At 63.2% G+C, this 15,442-nt stretch carries 16 protein-coding genes and 1 pseudogene; 11 read left to right on the forward strand and 6 right to left on the reverse strand.

Annotated elements, in window-relative coordinates; genetic code table 11:
* Positions 1–130: 130 nt before the first annotated feature.
* The gene (locus ACIPZB_RS08375; RefSeq protein ID WP_400639795.1) at positions 131–1,297 is read right to left on the reverse strand and encodes an MFS transporter; all 1,167 of its coding nucleotides are present in this window, start codon (positions 1,295–1,297) and stop codon (positions 131–133) included.
* A gap of 95 nt (positions 1,298–1,392) precedes the next feature.
* Here ACIPZB_RS08375 and ACIPZB_RS08380 point away from each other — a divergent pair, with 95 nt between their 5' ends.
* Positions 1,393–2,319, forward strand: a complete 927-nt coding sequence (locus tag ACIPZB_RS08380; protein ID WP_400639796.1) for a LysR family transcriptional regulator — start codon at positions 1,393–1,395, stop codon at positions 2,317–2,319.
* A 98-nt stretch (positions 2,320–2,417) separates the two neighbouring features.
* Positions 2,418–3,104: a type 1 glutamine amidotransferase domain-containing protein gene (locus tag ACIPZB_RS08385; protein WP_400639797.1), complete on the forward strand. Its 687-nt coding sequence runs from the start codon at positions 2,418–2,420 to the stop codon at positions 3,102–3,104.
* Positions 3,105–3,130: 26 nt separating this feature from the next.
* On the opposite strand, the gene ACIPZB_RS08390 is transcribed toward ACIPZB_RS08385, so the two are convergent.
* A complete protein-coding gene (locus ACIPZB_RS08390) occupies positions 3,131–4,030 on the reverse strand; it encodes a LysR substrate-binding domain-containing protein (RefSeq protein ID WP_400639798.1) in 900 nt (299 codons plus the stop codon).
* Positions 4,031–4,152: 122 nt separating this feature from the next.
* Here ACIPZB_RS08390 and ACIPZB_RS08395 point away from each other — a divergent pair, with 122 nt between their 5' ends.
* Positions 4,153–5,487, forward strand: coding sequence for a serine hydrolase domain-containing protein (locus ACIPZB_RS08395; RefSeq protein ID WP_400639799.1), 1,335 nt, complete (start codon positions 4,153–4,155; stop codon positions 5,485–5,487).
* Between the two features lie 189 nt (positions 5,488–5,676).
* On the opposite strand, the gene ACIPZB_RS08400 is transcribed toward ACIPZB_RS08395, so the two are convergent.
* Together ACIPZB_RS08400 and ACIPZB_RS08405 are read right to left on the reverse strand one after the other, a co-directional pair.
* Complete coding sequence (locus tag ACIPZB_RS08400; RefSeq protein WP_400639800.1) at positions 5,677–7,530, reverse strand: ABC transporter ATP-binding protein; 1,854 nt, start codon at positions 7,528–7,530, stop codon at positions 5,677–5,679.
* A 144-nt stretch (positions 7,531–7,674) separates the two neighbouring features.
* Entirely contained in the window at positions 7,675–8,175 is a 501-nt protein-coding gene (locus ACIPZB_RS08405; RefSeq protein ID WP_400639801.1) for a DUF4142 domain-containing protein, read from the reverse strand.
* A 321-nt stretch (positions 8,176–8,496) separates the two neighbouring features.
* On the opposite strand from ACIPZB_RS08405, the gene ACIPZB_RS08410 reads away from it, so the two are divergent.
* The 7 genes and pseudogenes from ACIPZB_RS08410 (at position 8,497) to ACIPZB_RS08440 (ending at position 13,707) form a co-directional block, all read left to right on the forward strand.
* Positions 8,497–9,831 carry an iron-containing redox enzyme family protein gene (locus ACIPZB_RS08410; protein WP_400639802.1) on the forward strand — a complete coding sequence of 445 codons (1,335 nt, stop codon included), beginning with the start codon at positions 8,497–8,499 and terminating at the stop codon, positions 9,829–9,831.
* Entirely contained in the window at positions 9,831–10,784 is a 954-nt protein-coding gene (locus ACIPZB_RS08415; protein ID WP_400639803.1) for a methyltransferase, read from the forward strand. Before ACIPZB_RS08410 ends, ACIPZB_RS08415 begins: the two co-directional genes overlap by 1 nt.
* A gap of 7 nt (positions 10,785–10,791) precedes the next feature.
* The gene (locus ACIPZB_RS08420) at positions 10,792–11,907 is read left to right on the forward strand and encodes a carboxylate-amine ligase (RefSeq protein WP_400639804.1); all 1,116 of its coding nucleotides are present in this window, start codon (positions 10,792–10,794) and stop codon (positions 11,905–11,907) included.
* Positions 11,908–12,190: 283 nt separating this feature from the next.
* On the forward strand, positions 12,191–12,424 hold the full coding sequence (locus tag ACIPZB_RS08425; protein ID WP_400639805.1) for a hypothetical protein: 234 nt from the start codon (positions 12,191–12,193) through the stop codon (positions 12,422–12,424).
* A gap of 313 nt (positions 12,425–12,737) precedes the next feature.
* The gene (locus ACIPZB_RS08430) at positions 12,738–12,980 is read left to right on the forward strand and encodes a hypothetical protein (protein WP_400639806.1); all 243 of its coding nucleotides are present in this window, start codon (positions 12,738–12,740) and stop codon (positions 12,978–12,980) included.
* A gap of 156 nt (positions 12,981–13,136) precedes the next feature.
* Positions 13,137–13,232, forward strand: a pseudogene (locus ACIPZB_RS08435) (DUF3077 domain-containing protein); the annotation flags it as partial.
* Between the two features lie 202 nt (positions 13,233–13,434).
* The gene (locus ACIPZB_RS08440) at positions 13,435–13,707 is read left to right on the forward strand and encodes a PepSY domain-containing protein (protein ID WP_008094514.1); all 273 of its coding nucleotides are present in this window, start codon (positions 13,435–13,437) and stop codon (positions 13,705–13,707) included.
* Between the two features lie 70 nt (positions 13,708–13,777).
* Here the strand turns inward: ACIPZB_RS08440 and ACIPZB_RS08445 are convergent, their stop codons facing one another.
* Both ACIPZB_RS08445 and ACIPZB_RS08450 read right to left on the reverse strand, forming a co-directional pair.
* The gene (locus ACIPZB_RS08445; protein WP_400639807.1) at positions 13,778–14,323 is read right to left on the reverse strand and encodes a class II aldolase/adducin family protein; all 546 of its coding nucleotides are present in this window, start codon (positions 14,321–14,323) and stop codon (positions 13,778–13,780) included.
* 52 nt (positions 14,324–14,375) lie between these two features.
* The gene (locus ACIPZB_RS08450; RefSeq protein ID WP_400639808.1) at positions 14,376–15,119 is read right to left on the reverse strand and encodes a TauD/TfdA dioxygenase family protein; all 744 of its coding nucleotides are present in this window, start codon (positions 15,117–15,119) and stop codon (positions 14,376–14,378) included.
* A gap of 49 nt (positions 15,120–15,168) precedes the next feature.
* Here ACIPZB_RS08450 and ACIPZB_RS08455 point away from each other — a divergent pair, with 49 nt between their 5' ends.
* The gene (locus tag ACIPZB_RS08455) at positions 15,169–15,324 is read left to right on the forward strand and encodes a hypothetical protein (protein ID WP_400639809.1); all 156 of its coding nucleotides are present in this window, start codon (positions 15,169–15,171) and stop codon (positions 15,322–15,324) included.
* Positions 15,325–15,442: the final 118 nt, after the last annotated feature.

Here is a 15,442-nt window from a genome sequence, read left to right on the forward strand (position 1 = left end):
TATGAAACCAGGGGCGATTCAGTCAGTTTGGACCCAAAGCAGACATCTGGATGTTGGGGCGCTTCGCGGCCCATCGCCGGCAAGCCGGCTCCCACACCGTCCCTGCTGGCTCAGTACCGTTTGTGGCGGCCTATGACAGCGGGTTCGCCAGGGGTTGTGGCCGTGCACGCCAGGCCACAGTCATCAGCAGCCCTAGCCCCGCCATCGCTGCCCCTGCTACTGAAATCGCCGGATAACCCAACCCCGCATTGATCACCGCTCCACCCAACGCCGCCCCGATGGCATTGCCCAGGTTGAACGCACCAATGTTCACCGCAGACGCCAGGTTCGGCGCGTCCTTGGCAGCCTCCATCACACGCATCTGCAGCGGCGGCACCAGGGCGAAGCTGGCGGCGCCCCAGACCAGGATGGCCACGGCAGTCGGCAGCGGCCAGCCCAGCACCAGCGGGAACACCAGCAACACTGCAATCAGCACTGCCAGCGAGACGATCAAGGTGCGGTCAACCGAGCGGTCCGCTGCCTTGCCACCCCATACGTTACCCAAGGTCAGACCAACGCCGAACAGCACCAGCATGGCCGTGATGAACGTGGTCGAGGCCCCGGCTTCGCTGTTCAGGATGGGCGCGATATAGGTGAACACGGTGAACATGGCACTGGAGCCCACCACCGTCAGCGCCAGCGCCGACAGCACCGGCCCGCGCGCCAGCACACGGATCTCGGCCAGTGCGCCATCGCTGGCAGGCAGCTTCAGGTTGGGCAGGGCAAACCACAGCGCTGCCATCGTCAGCAAGCCAAGGCCGGCAATGCCCCAGAACGCAGTGCGCCAACCCATAAGCTCGCCGAACCAGGTAGCCATCGGCACGCCGCCAATAGTGGCCAGTGTAAGCCCCATGAACATCGCCGCCACGGCCCCGGCACGTTTTTCCGGTGACACCAGGCTGGCCGCGACAATCGACCCTACGCCAAAGAACGCGCCATGGTTGAGCGAAGTGACTACCCGGGCGATGAGCAGGCTTTGGTAGTCGGTGGCCAGCGCCGACATCAGGTTGCCCAGGGTGAAAATCGCCATCAGCCCGATCAGCAGGTATCGCCGCGGGATCTTGCCGGTGGCCAGTGTCATCAACGGCGCGCCGATCAGCACGCCAATGGCGTAGGCGCTGACCAGCAGCCCAGCGGCAGGGATCGACACGCCGAGATCGGCGGCGATACTGGGCAACATGCCCATGGGTGCGAACTCGGTGACGCCGATGCCGAAGGCACCGACAGAGAGCGCGACGAGAGGTGGGTTGATACGCATGGCAAAACTCCTAATCTGTGCGTGGAATGCTACGATTCGAGCTTTAAAAGCACTAGATCCCTTTTCTGGCAACCACCTTTGCGCAAGAGGCACAAATGGACTACCACGGGCGATCCGGCGAGATGGAGGTATTTGCCAAGGTGGTGGACGAAGGCAGCCTGTCGGCAGCCGCGCGTGCGCTAGGCCTGACGCCGTCCGCCGTCAGCCGCATCATCGCCCGCACCGAGCAGCGCCTGGGCACCCGTCTGCTGTTGCGCACCACCCGTGCGATCACCCTGACGGCCGAGGGCGACGCCTACCTGCACGGCGCACGACGCATCCTCGCCGACATGATCGAAGTGGAAGAAGCCATCACCGACCAGGGCGTGCCGCGGGGGCGGCTGAGGGTCAGCGCCGCGCTTGGCCACGGCAGGCAAACCGTGGTGCCGCTGGTAGCCGCGTTCAGCGCCCTGTATCCGCAAGTGCTGGTCGACCTGACGCTGAGTGACGAGATCACCGATATCCTCGGCGGCCAGGCCGATGTCGCCTTGCGCTTCGGGCATCTGCCGGACAGCTCGCTGAGTGCTCGCTACATCGGCGACACCGGCGAAGTCATCGTCGCCTCGCCCGCGTACCTCGAACGCTGCGGCGCCCCCTTGCAACCTGAAGACCTGGCCCGGCATAACTGCCTGCGTTTCAACTTCCGCCGTGCGGTGTCCGAGTGGCCGTTTGTTCGGGAGGGGCAGGCTTTTTCGCTGAAGGTGGCCGGCAATATCGAATGCAGCAGCGGCGAGGCGCTGGCGCAAATGGCCAAGGTTGGCGCCGGCATTGCACGGATCGGTACCTTCACCGTGGCCGATGAGCTGCGACGCGGCGAACTGGTGCCGCTGCTGGAGGCTTTCAACCCGGGCGACCGGGAGCCGATCCACGCCGTGTTCGTCGGCGGCCCGGCGATGCCGGCGCGGGTGCGGGTGTTCGTGGATTTCATGGTGGCCAATCACCAGGGCTGGCCGACGCCCTCATGCCAGGCGGCATCGGGCTGAAAACACGCCGGCGCAGGGAACGTCTGCCCTGCGGCGACCTCCCACAGTAATGCAGGGCGAACGACGCGCTGCCATTCACACTTGGAGGACTGGCGCTGATGAAAAAGATCCTGATGGTGCTGACATCCCACGATCAGTTGGGTAATACCGGCAAGAAAACCGGCTTTTGGCTGGAAGAGTTCGCCGCCCCTTACTACGTGTTCATCGATGCCAACGCCGACGTCACCCTGGCCTCGCCCAAGGGCGGCCAGCCACCCCTGGACCCGAAGAGCGACGAGGACGACGCACAGACCGATGCCACCCGGCGTTTTCGCGCTGACAGCGAAGGGCAGATGGCGCTGGCCGACACGGTACCGCTGAGCGAAATCGACCCGTACAACTTCGATGCCGTGTTCTATCCCGGTGGCCATGGGCCGCTGTGGGACCTGGCCGAGGACCAGGATTCGAAAACGCTGCTGGAAGCTTTTTACGCCTCCAACAAGCCGATCGCCGCAGTCTGCCATGCACCGGGCGTGTTCAAGCACGTCAATGCACCGGATGGCCATCCGGTGGTCAAGGGCAAGAAAGTGACCGGTTTCGCCAACAGCGAGGAAGACGCCGTCGGGCTGACCCAGGTGGTGCCGTTTCTGGTCGAGGACATGCTCAAAAGCAAAGGTGGCGAGTATTCCAAGGCTGCAGACTGGGCGAGTTATGTAGTCGAGGACGGCCATCTGATAACAGGGCAGAACCCTGCTTCGTCGGAGGGTGTGGCCAAGGCATTGCTCAAGCGGCTTTCGCGCGAGTAGCCAGCGTGCCATGCCGCTGAATGTGCTTACACCACGGCTGCGGGGTAAGTGTCGCGCAGGCTTGCCCGCAGCCACTCGATGAACCACAGCGCATCGTCACTTAGCATCTGTGAAGGCGCGAGCACCTGGTAGCTCTCCAGCGGCACGCCCTGCGCCACACAGCGCACCAGGCTCCCCGCCTGCAGTTCGCGCCCGACCAGTACGTCGGTGGCCAAGGCAATCCCGTGCCCGCTCTGCGCCAGGTTCAGCACGATGTCGTTGCTCAGGTGCGATGCATCGGCCTTGGCCCTCACCCTGACGCCTTGGGCGGCGAACCAGCTGCTCCACCAGTTGCCGTCGTCGACATGGATCAGCTTGCAGCGGGGCAAGTCGCGAACGGACAAATGCTCGGGCAACTGCGCCCGGTAGGCCGGGGAGCACACGGCAAACACTTCGGGGCGGATCAACACCTCGCGAACGCCAGACAACTCCCCGGGCAAGCCGTAGGCGATGCCCAGGTCGGCCTGGCGAGCATCGACGCTGGTGAAGGTGGCGTTAGGTTCGATGGCGATCTTCAGCTCCGGCCGCAGCGCACGCAGTACCTCGATGTGCGGCGTCAGCCAGCGCGAAGCGAACGCCGGCACACACAGGATGCGCAACCAGCGCTCGGCACTGCGCCGCCCGCAGCGCATGCCGGCGTCTGCCAGCAGCTGCAGCGACTCGGACACCGCCTGGTAATAGTGGGCACCGTCCTGGGTCAGGCTGACGCCCCGTGGTGAACGGTCGAGCAGGCGCACGCCCAGCCAGTCTTCGAGGATTTTCACATGCCGGCCAATCGCCGGCTGGGTGACGTGCAACGCGCGGGCCGCCGCAACGTAACTGCCCAAACGCGCTGCTGCCTCGAAGGCGCGCACGGCATTCAGCGGAGGGAGCCGGTCAATCGCCATGGGGTGAACATCCTCAGCTGTCAGTTTTTTTAATAGCGGCGGAAAATTTATTGTGCTTTTCCGCTCCCCGCAAGTTCTCGACACTCGCAAGGCGTACTTCCACGCTCTACGAGGAGCCGCCCATGCTGGCGATACCAACAATAAAACGATCGTTCACCGTGCTGTCCGTGCTGGCCGCCATGACCGGCGCGGCGCATGCCGACGACGCCAGGGGGCCGTGCGGCGTGCCCGGGCTGCAGACGTGCCCGCAACCCTTCGACAAGGTGCTGCCCGCCCCCAAGGACATGCTCACCTGGGACCAGGCAACCCGCGTGGTAGGTTTTCGCAACACCTACCGCCTGTACGGCGGTGACGTCTTCAGCACCCACGGCGCCAAGCCGTACCCGCTGCCTGCAGCCGACCACACCCTCGCCGATGTGCGCTACACCCTGGAGGGCAAGCCCCAGGGCCTTGCCGACTACCTGCACAACCAGAGCGTGACCGGCCTGCTGGTGCTCAAGGATGGCAAGGTGGCCTACGAGCACTATGCGCAAGGCAACACCGCGCAAACGCTGTGGACGTCACGCTCGGTGGCCAAGTCGGTGGTCAGCGTGCTGGTGGGCGTGGCCATCAAGGAAGGCAAGATCAAGTCGGTGGACGACAAGATCACCCAGTACGTCCCCGAACTCAAAGGCAGCGCCTGGGAAGACGTGACGCTGCACCAGCTGATGCAGCACACCTCCGGGGTGGTCTGGGACGAGAACTACGCGTCGAAGGATTCCGACTTCTCGCACATGACCCAGTGCGAAGCCAAGCCCGACCCGTACCAGTGCGTGCTCAACCTGGTGCGCTCGGTGAAGCGCAAGCCGGGGGTCAAGCCTGGCGAGGTCTGGTCGTACAACACCGGCGGCGCCTGGCTGGTGGGCCGCGTGCTGGAAAACGCTACCGGCCAGACCCTCGCCAAATACCTGGAGAAGCAGGTCTGGAGCCGCTATGGCATGCAGCAGGACGGTGTGTGGCACGCGCTGGTGCCCGGCAAGGTCGACATGGGCGGCCACGGTTTCAACGCCACCCTGCGCGACTGGGGCCGCTTCGGCCAGTTCGTGCTGAGCGGCGGCCAGTTGCCGAGCGGTGAAAAGCTGCTGCCGGATGACTGGATTGCGCGCTCCACGCACTGGAACCAGGCCAAAGGCTCGGTGACCGCCGCCGCGCCGAACGGGCAATACGGCTACCAGTGGTGGTACAACGCGCCCGCGCCGGATGCCAAGGCCGAGCCGAAGCAAACGGCGAACAGCGGCCAGACGTTCTGGGCGCTGGGGATCTTCGGCCAGACCATTGCCATCAACCCGGCCGAGCACCTGGTGGTGGTGCAGTGGTCGACTTGGAAGAACGCCGAAACGCCGAGTTCGTTGTATGACGAACAGGCGGTGTTCGTGAATGCCGTGGCCGAGGCGTTGGACCGTGGCCAGGCGAAGTAAGCTGCGCTTTTGCGTATAGAACAAAGGGTGTACATGCGCCGCTGAAGTCGTGGGAGCCGGCTTGCCGGCGATGCAGGCGTCATCATTGGATGGCACCGGCTTCGCCGGTGATCGCCGGCAAGCCGGCTCCCACACAATCCCCGCGGCCGAAGCTTGTGACAGGGCCATGAACGAAATGTGGGAGCAGGCCTATTCCATTGCCTGAGCCAGTCCCTGATCCTCGCCCAGAAAGCCCCCACTCTGGTGCTCCCATAGCCGCGCATAGGTGCCGTTCCTAGCCAGCAACTCACTGTGCGTGCCTTGTTCGATGATGCGCCCTTCATCCATCACCATCAGCCGGTCCATGGCCGCGATGGTGGAGAGCCGATGGGCGATGGCGATCACGGTCTTCCCTTGCATCATCTCGTCGAGACTTTCCTGAATGGCCACTTCGACTTCCGAGTCCAGCGCGCTGGTGGCTTCGTCCAGCAACAGGATCGGCGCATTCTTGAGCATCACCCGTGCAATGGCGATGCGTTGGCGCTGGCCGCCGGACAGCTTGATGCCGCGCTCGCCCACCAGGGTGTCATAGCCGCTATGGCCCTGGCGGTCGCTCAGCTGCTGGATGAACCCGTCGGCCTGGGCATTGACCGCGGCGTTGCGGATTTGCGCATCGCTCGCCTCGGGGCGACCGTAGGCGATGTTGTCGCGGATGGAGCGGTGCAGCAGGGAGGTATCCTGGGTCACCATGCCGATGGCACTGCGCAGGCTGTCCTGGGTCACCTTGGCGACGTTCTGCCCGTCGATGCGGATGGTGCCGCCGTCGACGTCGTAGAAGCGCAGCAGCAGGTTGATCAACGTCGACTTGCCGGCACCGGAACGGCCCACCAGCCCGACTTTCTCGCCGGGTCGGATGTGCAGGTTCAGCCCATCGAGCACCTGGCGCTCACCGTTGTAGTTGAAACTGACATTGTCGAAGCTCACGGCGCCGCCGGACGTCACCAGAGCCCCGGCGTTCGGCGCATCCTGCACCTTGGGGCCACGGGTCAGGGTAGCCATGCCATCCTGCACGGTGCCGATGTTCTCGAACAACGAGGTCATCTGCCACATGATCCAGTGCGACATGCCATTGATGCGCAAGGCCATGGCAGTGATCGCCGCCACCGCACCGGTGCCCACCTCACCCTGGTGCCACAGCCACAAGGCATAGCCGCCTGCACCCAGGATCAGGCCGACCACCAGTGCCTGGTTGACGATCTCGAACTGGCTGACCAGGCGCATCTGGCGAAAGCCGGTCTGTTTGAAATCCTCCATCGCCGCACGGGCAAAATGCGCCTCGCGCTTGGAGTGGGAGAACAGCTTCACGGTGGTGATGTTGGTGTAGGCATCGGAGATGCGCCCGGTCATTGAAGAGCGCGCGTGGGCCTGTTCTTGCCCGACCTTGCCCAGGCGCGGCACGAAGTACAGCATGGCCAGGCCGAACAGCGCGAGCCAGGCAATGAACGGCAGCATCAGCTTCAGGGCGAAACCGCCGGCCAGGGCGATGATCGCGATGAAGTACACGCCAATGCCGGGGACGATCTCGATGACCGTGAACAGCACCTCGCGCACGGCCAGCGCGGTCTGCATCACCTTGGTGGTGACCCGGCCGGAGAACTCATCGGAAAAGAACGACAGGCTTTGGCGCAGCATCAGGCGGTGGAAGTCCCAGCGCAAGCGCAGCGGCAGGTTGATCGCCAATACCTGGTGTTGCATCAGGGTGCGCAGGGCCACCAGCGCGATGCTGGCCAGCAGCACCAGGCCGATACTCCACAGCACGCGGCTTTCTTCGCCGCTCACCCCGCCACCTGTCTGCCAGGTCGAGAGCAGGTCGACGACCTGGCCGAGGAAGGAGAACAGCCAGGCTTCGTAGATCGACACACCGGCGCTGAACAGCGCAAGCGCGAGGATGTAGCCGCGGGCTCCCCGCGTGCAGGCCCAGAGGAAGCGCAGCAGGCCGACCGGGGGCGGCGGGGCTTCATCGGGTGGGAATGGGTCGAGCCATCGTTCGAACACACGCAGCATGGTAAATCCCCTAATGGTCAAGTAGCGGCCGGGCCAGTGCCGCATTGATCAGGTAACCATACAGCACATCGAGGCGCGAATTTCCAGGGGACAATAAACGCGGGGCCGCCGCGCGGCCCCTGGGTTTCAACTGGCCGGTCGTGGTTACTTGCCGTGCTTGGCCTGCAGGGCTTTGGCCTGCTCGAGGTGATGTTGCAGCGTCGGCAAGGCATCACTGGCGAATGCCTTCAGCTCAGGTTTGTCGGACGACGTGGCCTCTTTCTGGAACAGCTCCACCGCCTTCTCGTGGGCATCGACCTGGTTGTTGACGTAGGACTTGTCGAACGACTCTTCACGCCATTCGAGGATCATCTTCTTGACCTTGTCGGTCAGCGCCGCTTCGTCGGGCACGCTGATGTCCAGCTTGCGGGCGATATCCCCGAGCTTCTGGTTGGCCTTGGTGTGGTCGGTGACCATCTGCTGTGCGAACTGCTTGATGTCGGCGCTCTGGGATTTTTCCTGAGCCAGGTTGCTGGTCACCACTTCGGCGATCCCTGCCTCGGTGGCGGTATCGACGAAATCATCGGAGCTTGCGGCCTGTACGTGGAAGGAAGCCATGCTCACCAACAGCGTAACGCCGGCGAGCTTCAGAAATGGATTGCTCATCGTTCACTCCTTCGTTTCAGGGGCGCGACCTCAGTGTCGCAATCGGTTGAGCCGCGCCAACCCGCAAAGGTTTATTTTTTTTCGCGAGCACCGTTGGTCCCCCCGTGGGCCATGCCGATCGAATCCGGGAGCAACCGTCTTACTCCAAATCTGTAAATCAGCCCAAATCCCCTGTGGGAGCCGGCTTGCCGGCGATGAGGCCAGGACAGGCAATAGCAGGTCGATAGGTCTGCTCGGGCCCTATCGCCGGCAAGCCGGCTCCCACAAGGTGGCTGCGACAAGCTTTCAATGGGTCATGCAGTTCCACGAGAGGTGCCCGGTATGACGGTGATGCGCCCTGTAACCCACCGCCAGCTCAGTCAGCTGGCGGATGATGACCCGCAATCACGCTACCAGGCCATGCTGCAAGGCCCGGATGCCGAGGGCCGGGAGTGGCTTGCCAGGCAATTGCGCCGTACCGAGGTGATGACCGACGACCTGCCCGATACTCCCGAGGCGCTCGCACAATGGGCGCACGCCCACGCCGCCAAAGTGGCCCACGAGCATACGGCCTACCTGCAGCAACGCGCCGCTGGCGCGCCTCGGCGTTACTTCGCCAACCGCGCTCAGGCGCTCTGGTTTCTGCAGCAGGTCGCACCCACCAAGCTAGTGGACGGCGCCTGGCTGCATGGCACCCTGCGCCACTGGCTCGACCCACGCTTTCACGGGTTGATCCGCACGTTTCTCGAAGAACTCGGCGACGGCGACCCACGTTGCAACCATGTGTTGATCTATCAACGCCTGCTGAGTCGTCTGGGCTGCGCACAGCTGCTGCCACTGGACCCCACGCGCTACCTGCAGGGTGCGTTGCAACTGGCGCTCGGGCAGTATGGCGAAGACTTCCTGCCCGAGGTGATTGGCTACAACCTGGGCTACGAACAGCCCCCGTTGCACCTGTTGATTACCGCCCACGAGCTCGCCGAACTCGGCATCGATGCCCATTACTTCCAGCTGCATGTCACCATCGACAACGCCGCCAGCGGCCATGCCCGACGCGCCCTGGAAAGCCTGCGCCTGCTGATGGCGGGGGAGGACGCTCAGGCCTTCTATGGCCGTGTCAGGCAGGGCTATCGCCTCAATGACCTGGGCACCGATACACCGTCGTTGATCGCGGGTTTCGACCTTGAAACCGAGCTGTTGGCAGCGCTTGAGCGCAAGCGGGTGTACGGCCAGTGCATGCATTCGGACCGTTGCCGCCTGCAAGGCCGCACCATCAACCAGTGGCTGGCCGAACCCGGAGGGATGCCGGGTTTGCTGCGAGCCCTCGAAGCCCAAGGCTGGGTACGCCGCGGCGAAGACCCGTTGCACAGCCGTTTCTGGGCACTGATCGATGGTCCGGTGGCCGCCATGTTCGGGGTGTTCAATGCCTACGAGAAACAGCTCTGGCATGACTGGATCGCCCACGAGTGGCCGGGTGTGCAGTATCGGCGAGTGGCGCCAGGGCAGTGGGAGAACGAACTGGCGCTGGAAGAGGGCGCTGACAAGTCGCACGGCTCGCCCGATGTGTATCGATTGATTGCACGGATGTCCGCAGGTTGCCACGCGCAACCGGACGGCCTGCGCGCCACCCGCGACTACATCCGCGCCACGGGGCTTGCGCAGGGAGGGCCACGCTGATGTTGCTCGACCAACAGCAAACCCAGGCTGACCAGGCCCTGCTGCAACTGGGCCGGCGCCTGCGCGCCGATGGCTACCGTTTTACCTGCGTGACGCCGGCCACCCAGGCGCGGGTCAATGCCAGGCCCCAGGCGCAACAGGCTCATGACTTGCGCGACGTGTTCGGCTGGAGCCGGCCATTTTCGCCTTCATTGATCAGCACCGACGAGCTGCAGCAATTGACGGCGGCCGGCGTGCTGCAGGGGGAGGGCAATCTGCTGCGCAGCACCGTGCGTTGGTCCAGCCTCGACGACCTGCTGCTGACCCATTCGGCATGGCCGACCGACAGCAGCGATGCCGTGTTCTTCGGCCCGGACAGCTACCGTTTCGCCCAGGTCATCCGCGATCACCTGCAGCACCGCCTGCACCCTGTACAGCACGCGGTCGATATCGGTTGCGGCAGTGGCATCGGGGCGCTGCTGATCGCCCGTGCCGCGCCCCATGCGCAGGTCAGCGCGGTGGACATCAACCCCTTGGCCCTGCGCTATACCGCGATCAATGCGGCGCTGGCCGGGGTGGCCAATGTGTCGGTAGAGCCCAGTGACTTGCTGGCCGGTATCACCGGCACGTTCGACCTGATCGTGGCCAATCCGCCCTACATGCTCGATGCCAGCAAGCGTACCTATCGCCACGGCGGCGGCACATTGGGCGCTGAGCTGTCATTGCGCATCGTGGAGCAGGCGTGCCAGCGCCTGGACGCTGGCGGCACCTTGTTGTTGTACACCGGCGTCGCCATTGTCGAGGGCCGCGACGCATTGCTGGAAACGGTGCGCCAGCGCCTGCAGGGTTCGGCCTTCAACTGGGTGTACCGGGAAGTGGACCCCGACGTGTTTGGCGAACAGCTGCTCGAACCCGGTTACCAACAGGTCGAGCGCATCGCGGCAGTCGCGCTGACCCTGACCCGCAATGGCTGAGCCTACGATGGCTGCAGCGTGCACGTTCGGCATCGAGGAGGAATACCTGCTGGTGGATCTTGCCAGCGGTCAGGTACAGGCCAGGCCATCGCAAGCGGTGGCCCGTTGTTGCCAGAAGGTGCTGGGCGAGCATTTTGCCGAAGAAATGTTCTGCAGCCAGATCGAGCTGGTTTCGCCGGTGTTCGACAACCTTCAACAGGCTCGCCATTTCTTCGCCGAACACCGCCTGCGCCTCAACGAGGCATTGGCCGAGGAGGGGCTGGGCCTGTATTGCGCCGCCAGCCACCCCAACGCGCCCTGGCGGCGCCAGCAGGCCCGCCGCACAGCGCATTTCCGCCAGCTGTTCGACGACTACCAGGCCGTGGCCCAGCGCAGCCTGTTGTCGGGTCTGCATGTGCACGTCGGTGTGCCCGCAAGCTGCGACCGCATGCAGCTGATCAACCGTCTAATGTACTGGCTGCCCTTGTTGCTGGTGCTCAGCACTTCGTCGCCCTTGTGGTGTGGCCAGGCCACGGGCTACCAGAGCTATCGCCGGGTGGTCTGTGGCGAGTGGCCGCACATGGGGTTGCCCGAGCCGCTGGCGGACTGGAACGCCTACCTGCGCTATCGCGCCCTGTTGCAACGCACCGGCGCGCTGGCCGTCGACGGAAACTTCTGGTGGGCAGTGCGACCTTCACGGCGCTTCCCAACGGTGGAACTGCGTATCTGCGATGCGTGCCCGCGGCTGGAAGACGGGTTGGCCATTGCCGGGCTATTCCGCCACCTGGTCGAACAGGCGCTGCACACCCGCGAGGGTACGCGGCCGATGACCCGGGAACTGCGTTGGGTCACCCAGGAAAACTACTGGCGGGCTTATCGTTATGGGCGTCAGGGCACCTTCCTGGGCGTGCACGACGAGCAACCGGTGAATGCCGCAGGGTGGCTGGCGCAGCTACAGGCGCTGCGGCCTCCCGTCACCGTGGATGCCGAGCGCTCGTTCAGGCACGCCGAACGCATCTTGAGTGAAGGCACCAGCGCCGAGCGCCAGCTGGCAAGCTTCGACCAGGCCTGTGCGCAAGGCCTGGACGTGCGCGGGGCGTTGCGCGCAGTCGTCGAGCAGGTGCTGCGGGATTCGGGGCATTGATCGACGCGTTCGCCCCGAGGAAAGAGACCGCGTCAGGTGCGCAGGGCCTGGCGCGGTTTCGATTTGCCTTTCAAACCATAGTACCCACCCAGCATCAGCAGATAGCCCACCCACAGGGTAGTGCCACTTTGCCATCATCACAAGAAGTCGCAGCCGAGCACCCCCGAACGCGCGAGAGCCATAGGGCAAGCCCTGCGGCTGCCAGGCGGCAGGCAAATCTTTCATGAGCCGACTTGAGTCTTACAGATAGTCAGACTAATACTTAATGACTGCCGGAAGAGGGATGATCATGCAGACGCGCTTTGTTGTGGTTCCCGCCGTACCTAGCCAGAAAGAAATTTTTCCCCGACGTGTTGGTTTTCCCAGCGCGCTGGGCGAGGGCTACGACCTGTACGACACGCAAGACAAGGTCCGCCTGAGCGTGAATTATTCGACGCGCGCCGAGGCTGAGTTCGACTGTGCATGCCGCAATGGTTGCCAAGGGACGAATGAGGCGAGCGTTGCCGGGAATGGATGAGGTGTTTTGCCCGGTAGATAATCAGTTTTAACCTCTTTCTTGTAGGACATTTCCCAAACATACTTCGGCCGCCTTTTTTTCGTTGTGGCCGCTTGGGCTGCGCTCTAGTCTCGGCGGGTCGTTGCATTTTGACGACACGGCTTTGACAGGCCGTAACGAGCACATTGCATGGCTTTGCCGTTTATGGCGGCTGTGCACTGGGCACGCTTGCGTGCGCCGGTTTCTGTGTTCGCCGGTCTGTCAACCTATGCACAGCTGCCACCCTTCTGTTTGACAGCGGGTAGGTGGTGGTCCCACCAAGAGCACAGTCAATATGTTGAAAATTGTCCCCGATCCGCCGCACAACCCCCATTCCCTCGAAGACACCCTCTTCCAAGCCACGGACTACGCCCTGTGCGCGCAGACCGTGATTCATCAGGCACTGCTGCTGCAGCCCAAATCACCGGCTTCGATTCTGATGATGGCGTCGATGCATGAAATGGAGGCGCTGCGGGTGATGCTTGAGTCGATGTTGATCCAGGTGCAGATGCCGGCTGAGCCTGGGACTTTGCACTAGGGCTCAAGTGATGTGTTGTCTGGGCTGGCCCTATCGCCGGCAAGCCGGCTCCCACAGAGATCTCCACAGATTTCGGGTCTTGTGTAGCACCTGTGGGAGCTGGCTTGCCAGCGATAGGGCCAGACCAGGCAGCAAAAATTTCAGGGAGATTGAGCAATGGACGAGAAGCCCATGATGATCTGGGCAGCGCACTACCTGAGTGCCTTGGCCAAGGCACTGATGGATGATGCCGAGCTGGGCATGATGCACTGAGTGCCTTGGTGACTGGACTGGCCACATCGCCGGCAAGCCGGCTCCTACACCGACCTGTGGAGATCTTGAGGATTGTGCAGTACCTGTGGGCGCTGGCTTGCCAGCGATGAGGCCGGCCCAGCAGCCCGGCATGTTTCGAACTGAACTGCGCCACCCCAGCCTGAGTCGCATCCTTTGAACCCCGCAAAAAAGGATGTTGGCAATGAAAACCATGACTCGACTGTTCACCGGCCTGGCACTGGCAGGTGCATTGGGCGCCTCGATGGCCTGGGCCGATCAGCCCGGCGCCGATTGGACAGTGACCAAGGATCAGGCCGAAGCTGCCTTGAAGGGCGCTGGCTATACCCAGATCACCAAGATCGAAGCCGACGACGGCCATTGGGAAGGGGAGGGCATGAAGGCGGACGGCAAGCGCTACGAATTCCAGGTCGACCCGCACAAGGGCACGATCATCAAGGATGAACTCGATCGCTGAAGGCACGCTTGTCCTGCCAGAGCTCGCGCCTGTGCGCGGGCTTTTTCATGACCAGGCGGGCGTCAGCCGGCTATATGATTGGCAAGCAATGCCCATTTCCGTGTACCCAGGGCCTCCACGGCGGCGCGGCCCCGTTCAATGTCTTCGACCGTGCCTCGGTACTCGTCATACAGCACCGGGTCAGTGTCGACCAAGGCCGAGGTCTGGTCGTAGATCGGTGGAACACGCCCCACCGCCGACCACACCGATCCCCACTGGGGTGGTTGTGAATCACCACGCCAACATCATGCCGCGCCGCGTGCACATCCATGTGCAGGTTGATGGCCGGGGTGATGTTCCAGTCACCCTCGATCACCTTGCCCTGCTGATCGAGGCGCAAAATATCCGAGGCGGTGACCTCTCCCCAGGTGAGTTCCCACGGGTTGGCCAGGTAAGTGCCGTCGTCCTGGCGAACGGTGATGTGGCCGGCGATATGGTCGTTATAGCCCTCGCGGGACAATACCCGGCACAGCAAGGCCACGCGCTGGCGCGGTGTCAGATCGGGTAGCAGCGGGTAGCGACCTGGCCTGGGAATGTAGCGGGCCAGCAAATCATGGTTCAGTTCATCCTTCAGCATGGCTGTTTCCTCTTCAGCGACCGATGCAAGTGGTGATCAACCCGTCAGCGAGTCAGGCGTGGGCGGCCCCACGCGCGAACACCGAGGTGCGATGCATGCGCCGTTGGTGCGGTTGATAGTTCAGGATGGCGTTGTGCAGCACGCTGCGGTTGTCCCAGAGCACCATGTCCCCGACCCGCCAGCGATGGCGAAAGCCGAATTGAACCTGCTGGCAATGGGCATTCAGGTAGCCGAGCAGCGCATCGCTTTCGGGGCTGGCCACGCCGTCGATATGGGTGGTGTAGGTCGGGCTCAGGTACAACGCCTTTCGACCTGAAACCGGGTGCGCGATGACCAGTGGATGAAGGTGCCTGCGGTTCATCTTGATGACGTCGACATAGCGCTCGTGCGTGACGACGTTCTGGCGCAGCGCCGCCGTCATCGGTCCGTTCATGTCGTGCCAGGCATTCAGGCCTTCGAGATACTGCTTCATGCGTTCGGACAATCCGTCGTACGCGGTGGTCATGCTGATCCAGCAGGTATCGCCGCCGCACGGCGGCAATACCTGCGCGTGTGTCATGGTGATGATCGGGGGGCTGGGCAGGAAGCTCTCGTCGTGGTGCCACATATCGGCGCGATCGCCCTGTTTGGAGTCGATCACGGTGATCTGTTCGAAACCTTTGACCAGGTTGGGATAGAAGGTGTGAACTTCGGGCTCGCCGAAGTACCGGGCAATCGCCAGGTGCTGCTCGGGCCGTAACCCAGGTACAGACAAGATCAAGGTTTCATGCGTGATAAGTGCTGCTTCAAGTTTCACCCAATATTTCCCCAACAAGGACTCGATCGTTGCCTTGTTGTACGAGCGTATGCTCGACGAAGAATCCGAGGAATTGCTTCGGGTGCGCGAGCGGTTGGTTGGCGTAGCATTGAAGTCGGCACTGCGCGATATTCTGGCCAACATCATTCGTGTTGAAACACGCCTGTTCAAATTGAACAGGGCCTTTCACTTGCGTTTCCAGTAGATCCTGCTGCAGGTCAGCAGCGCTCGACGCTCCCTTCTCTTGAACCAGGCGTGAACCAGGCCCGCAACATTACAAAACACAAGTTGACAGCCAGCGGATAAAGAACAGAACATCGCGC

This window comes from Pseudomonas sp. NPDC089396 (assembly GCF_044749545.1).
Taxonomy (GTDB): Bacteria; Pseudomonadota; Gammaproteobacteria; order Pseudomonadales; family Pseudomonadaceae; genus Aquipseudomonas.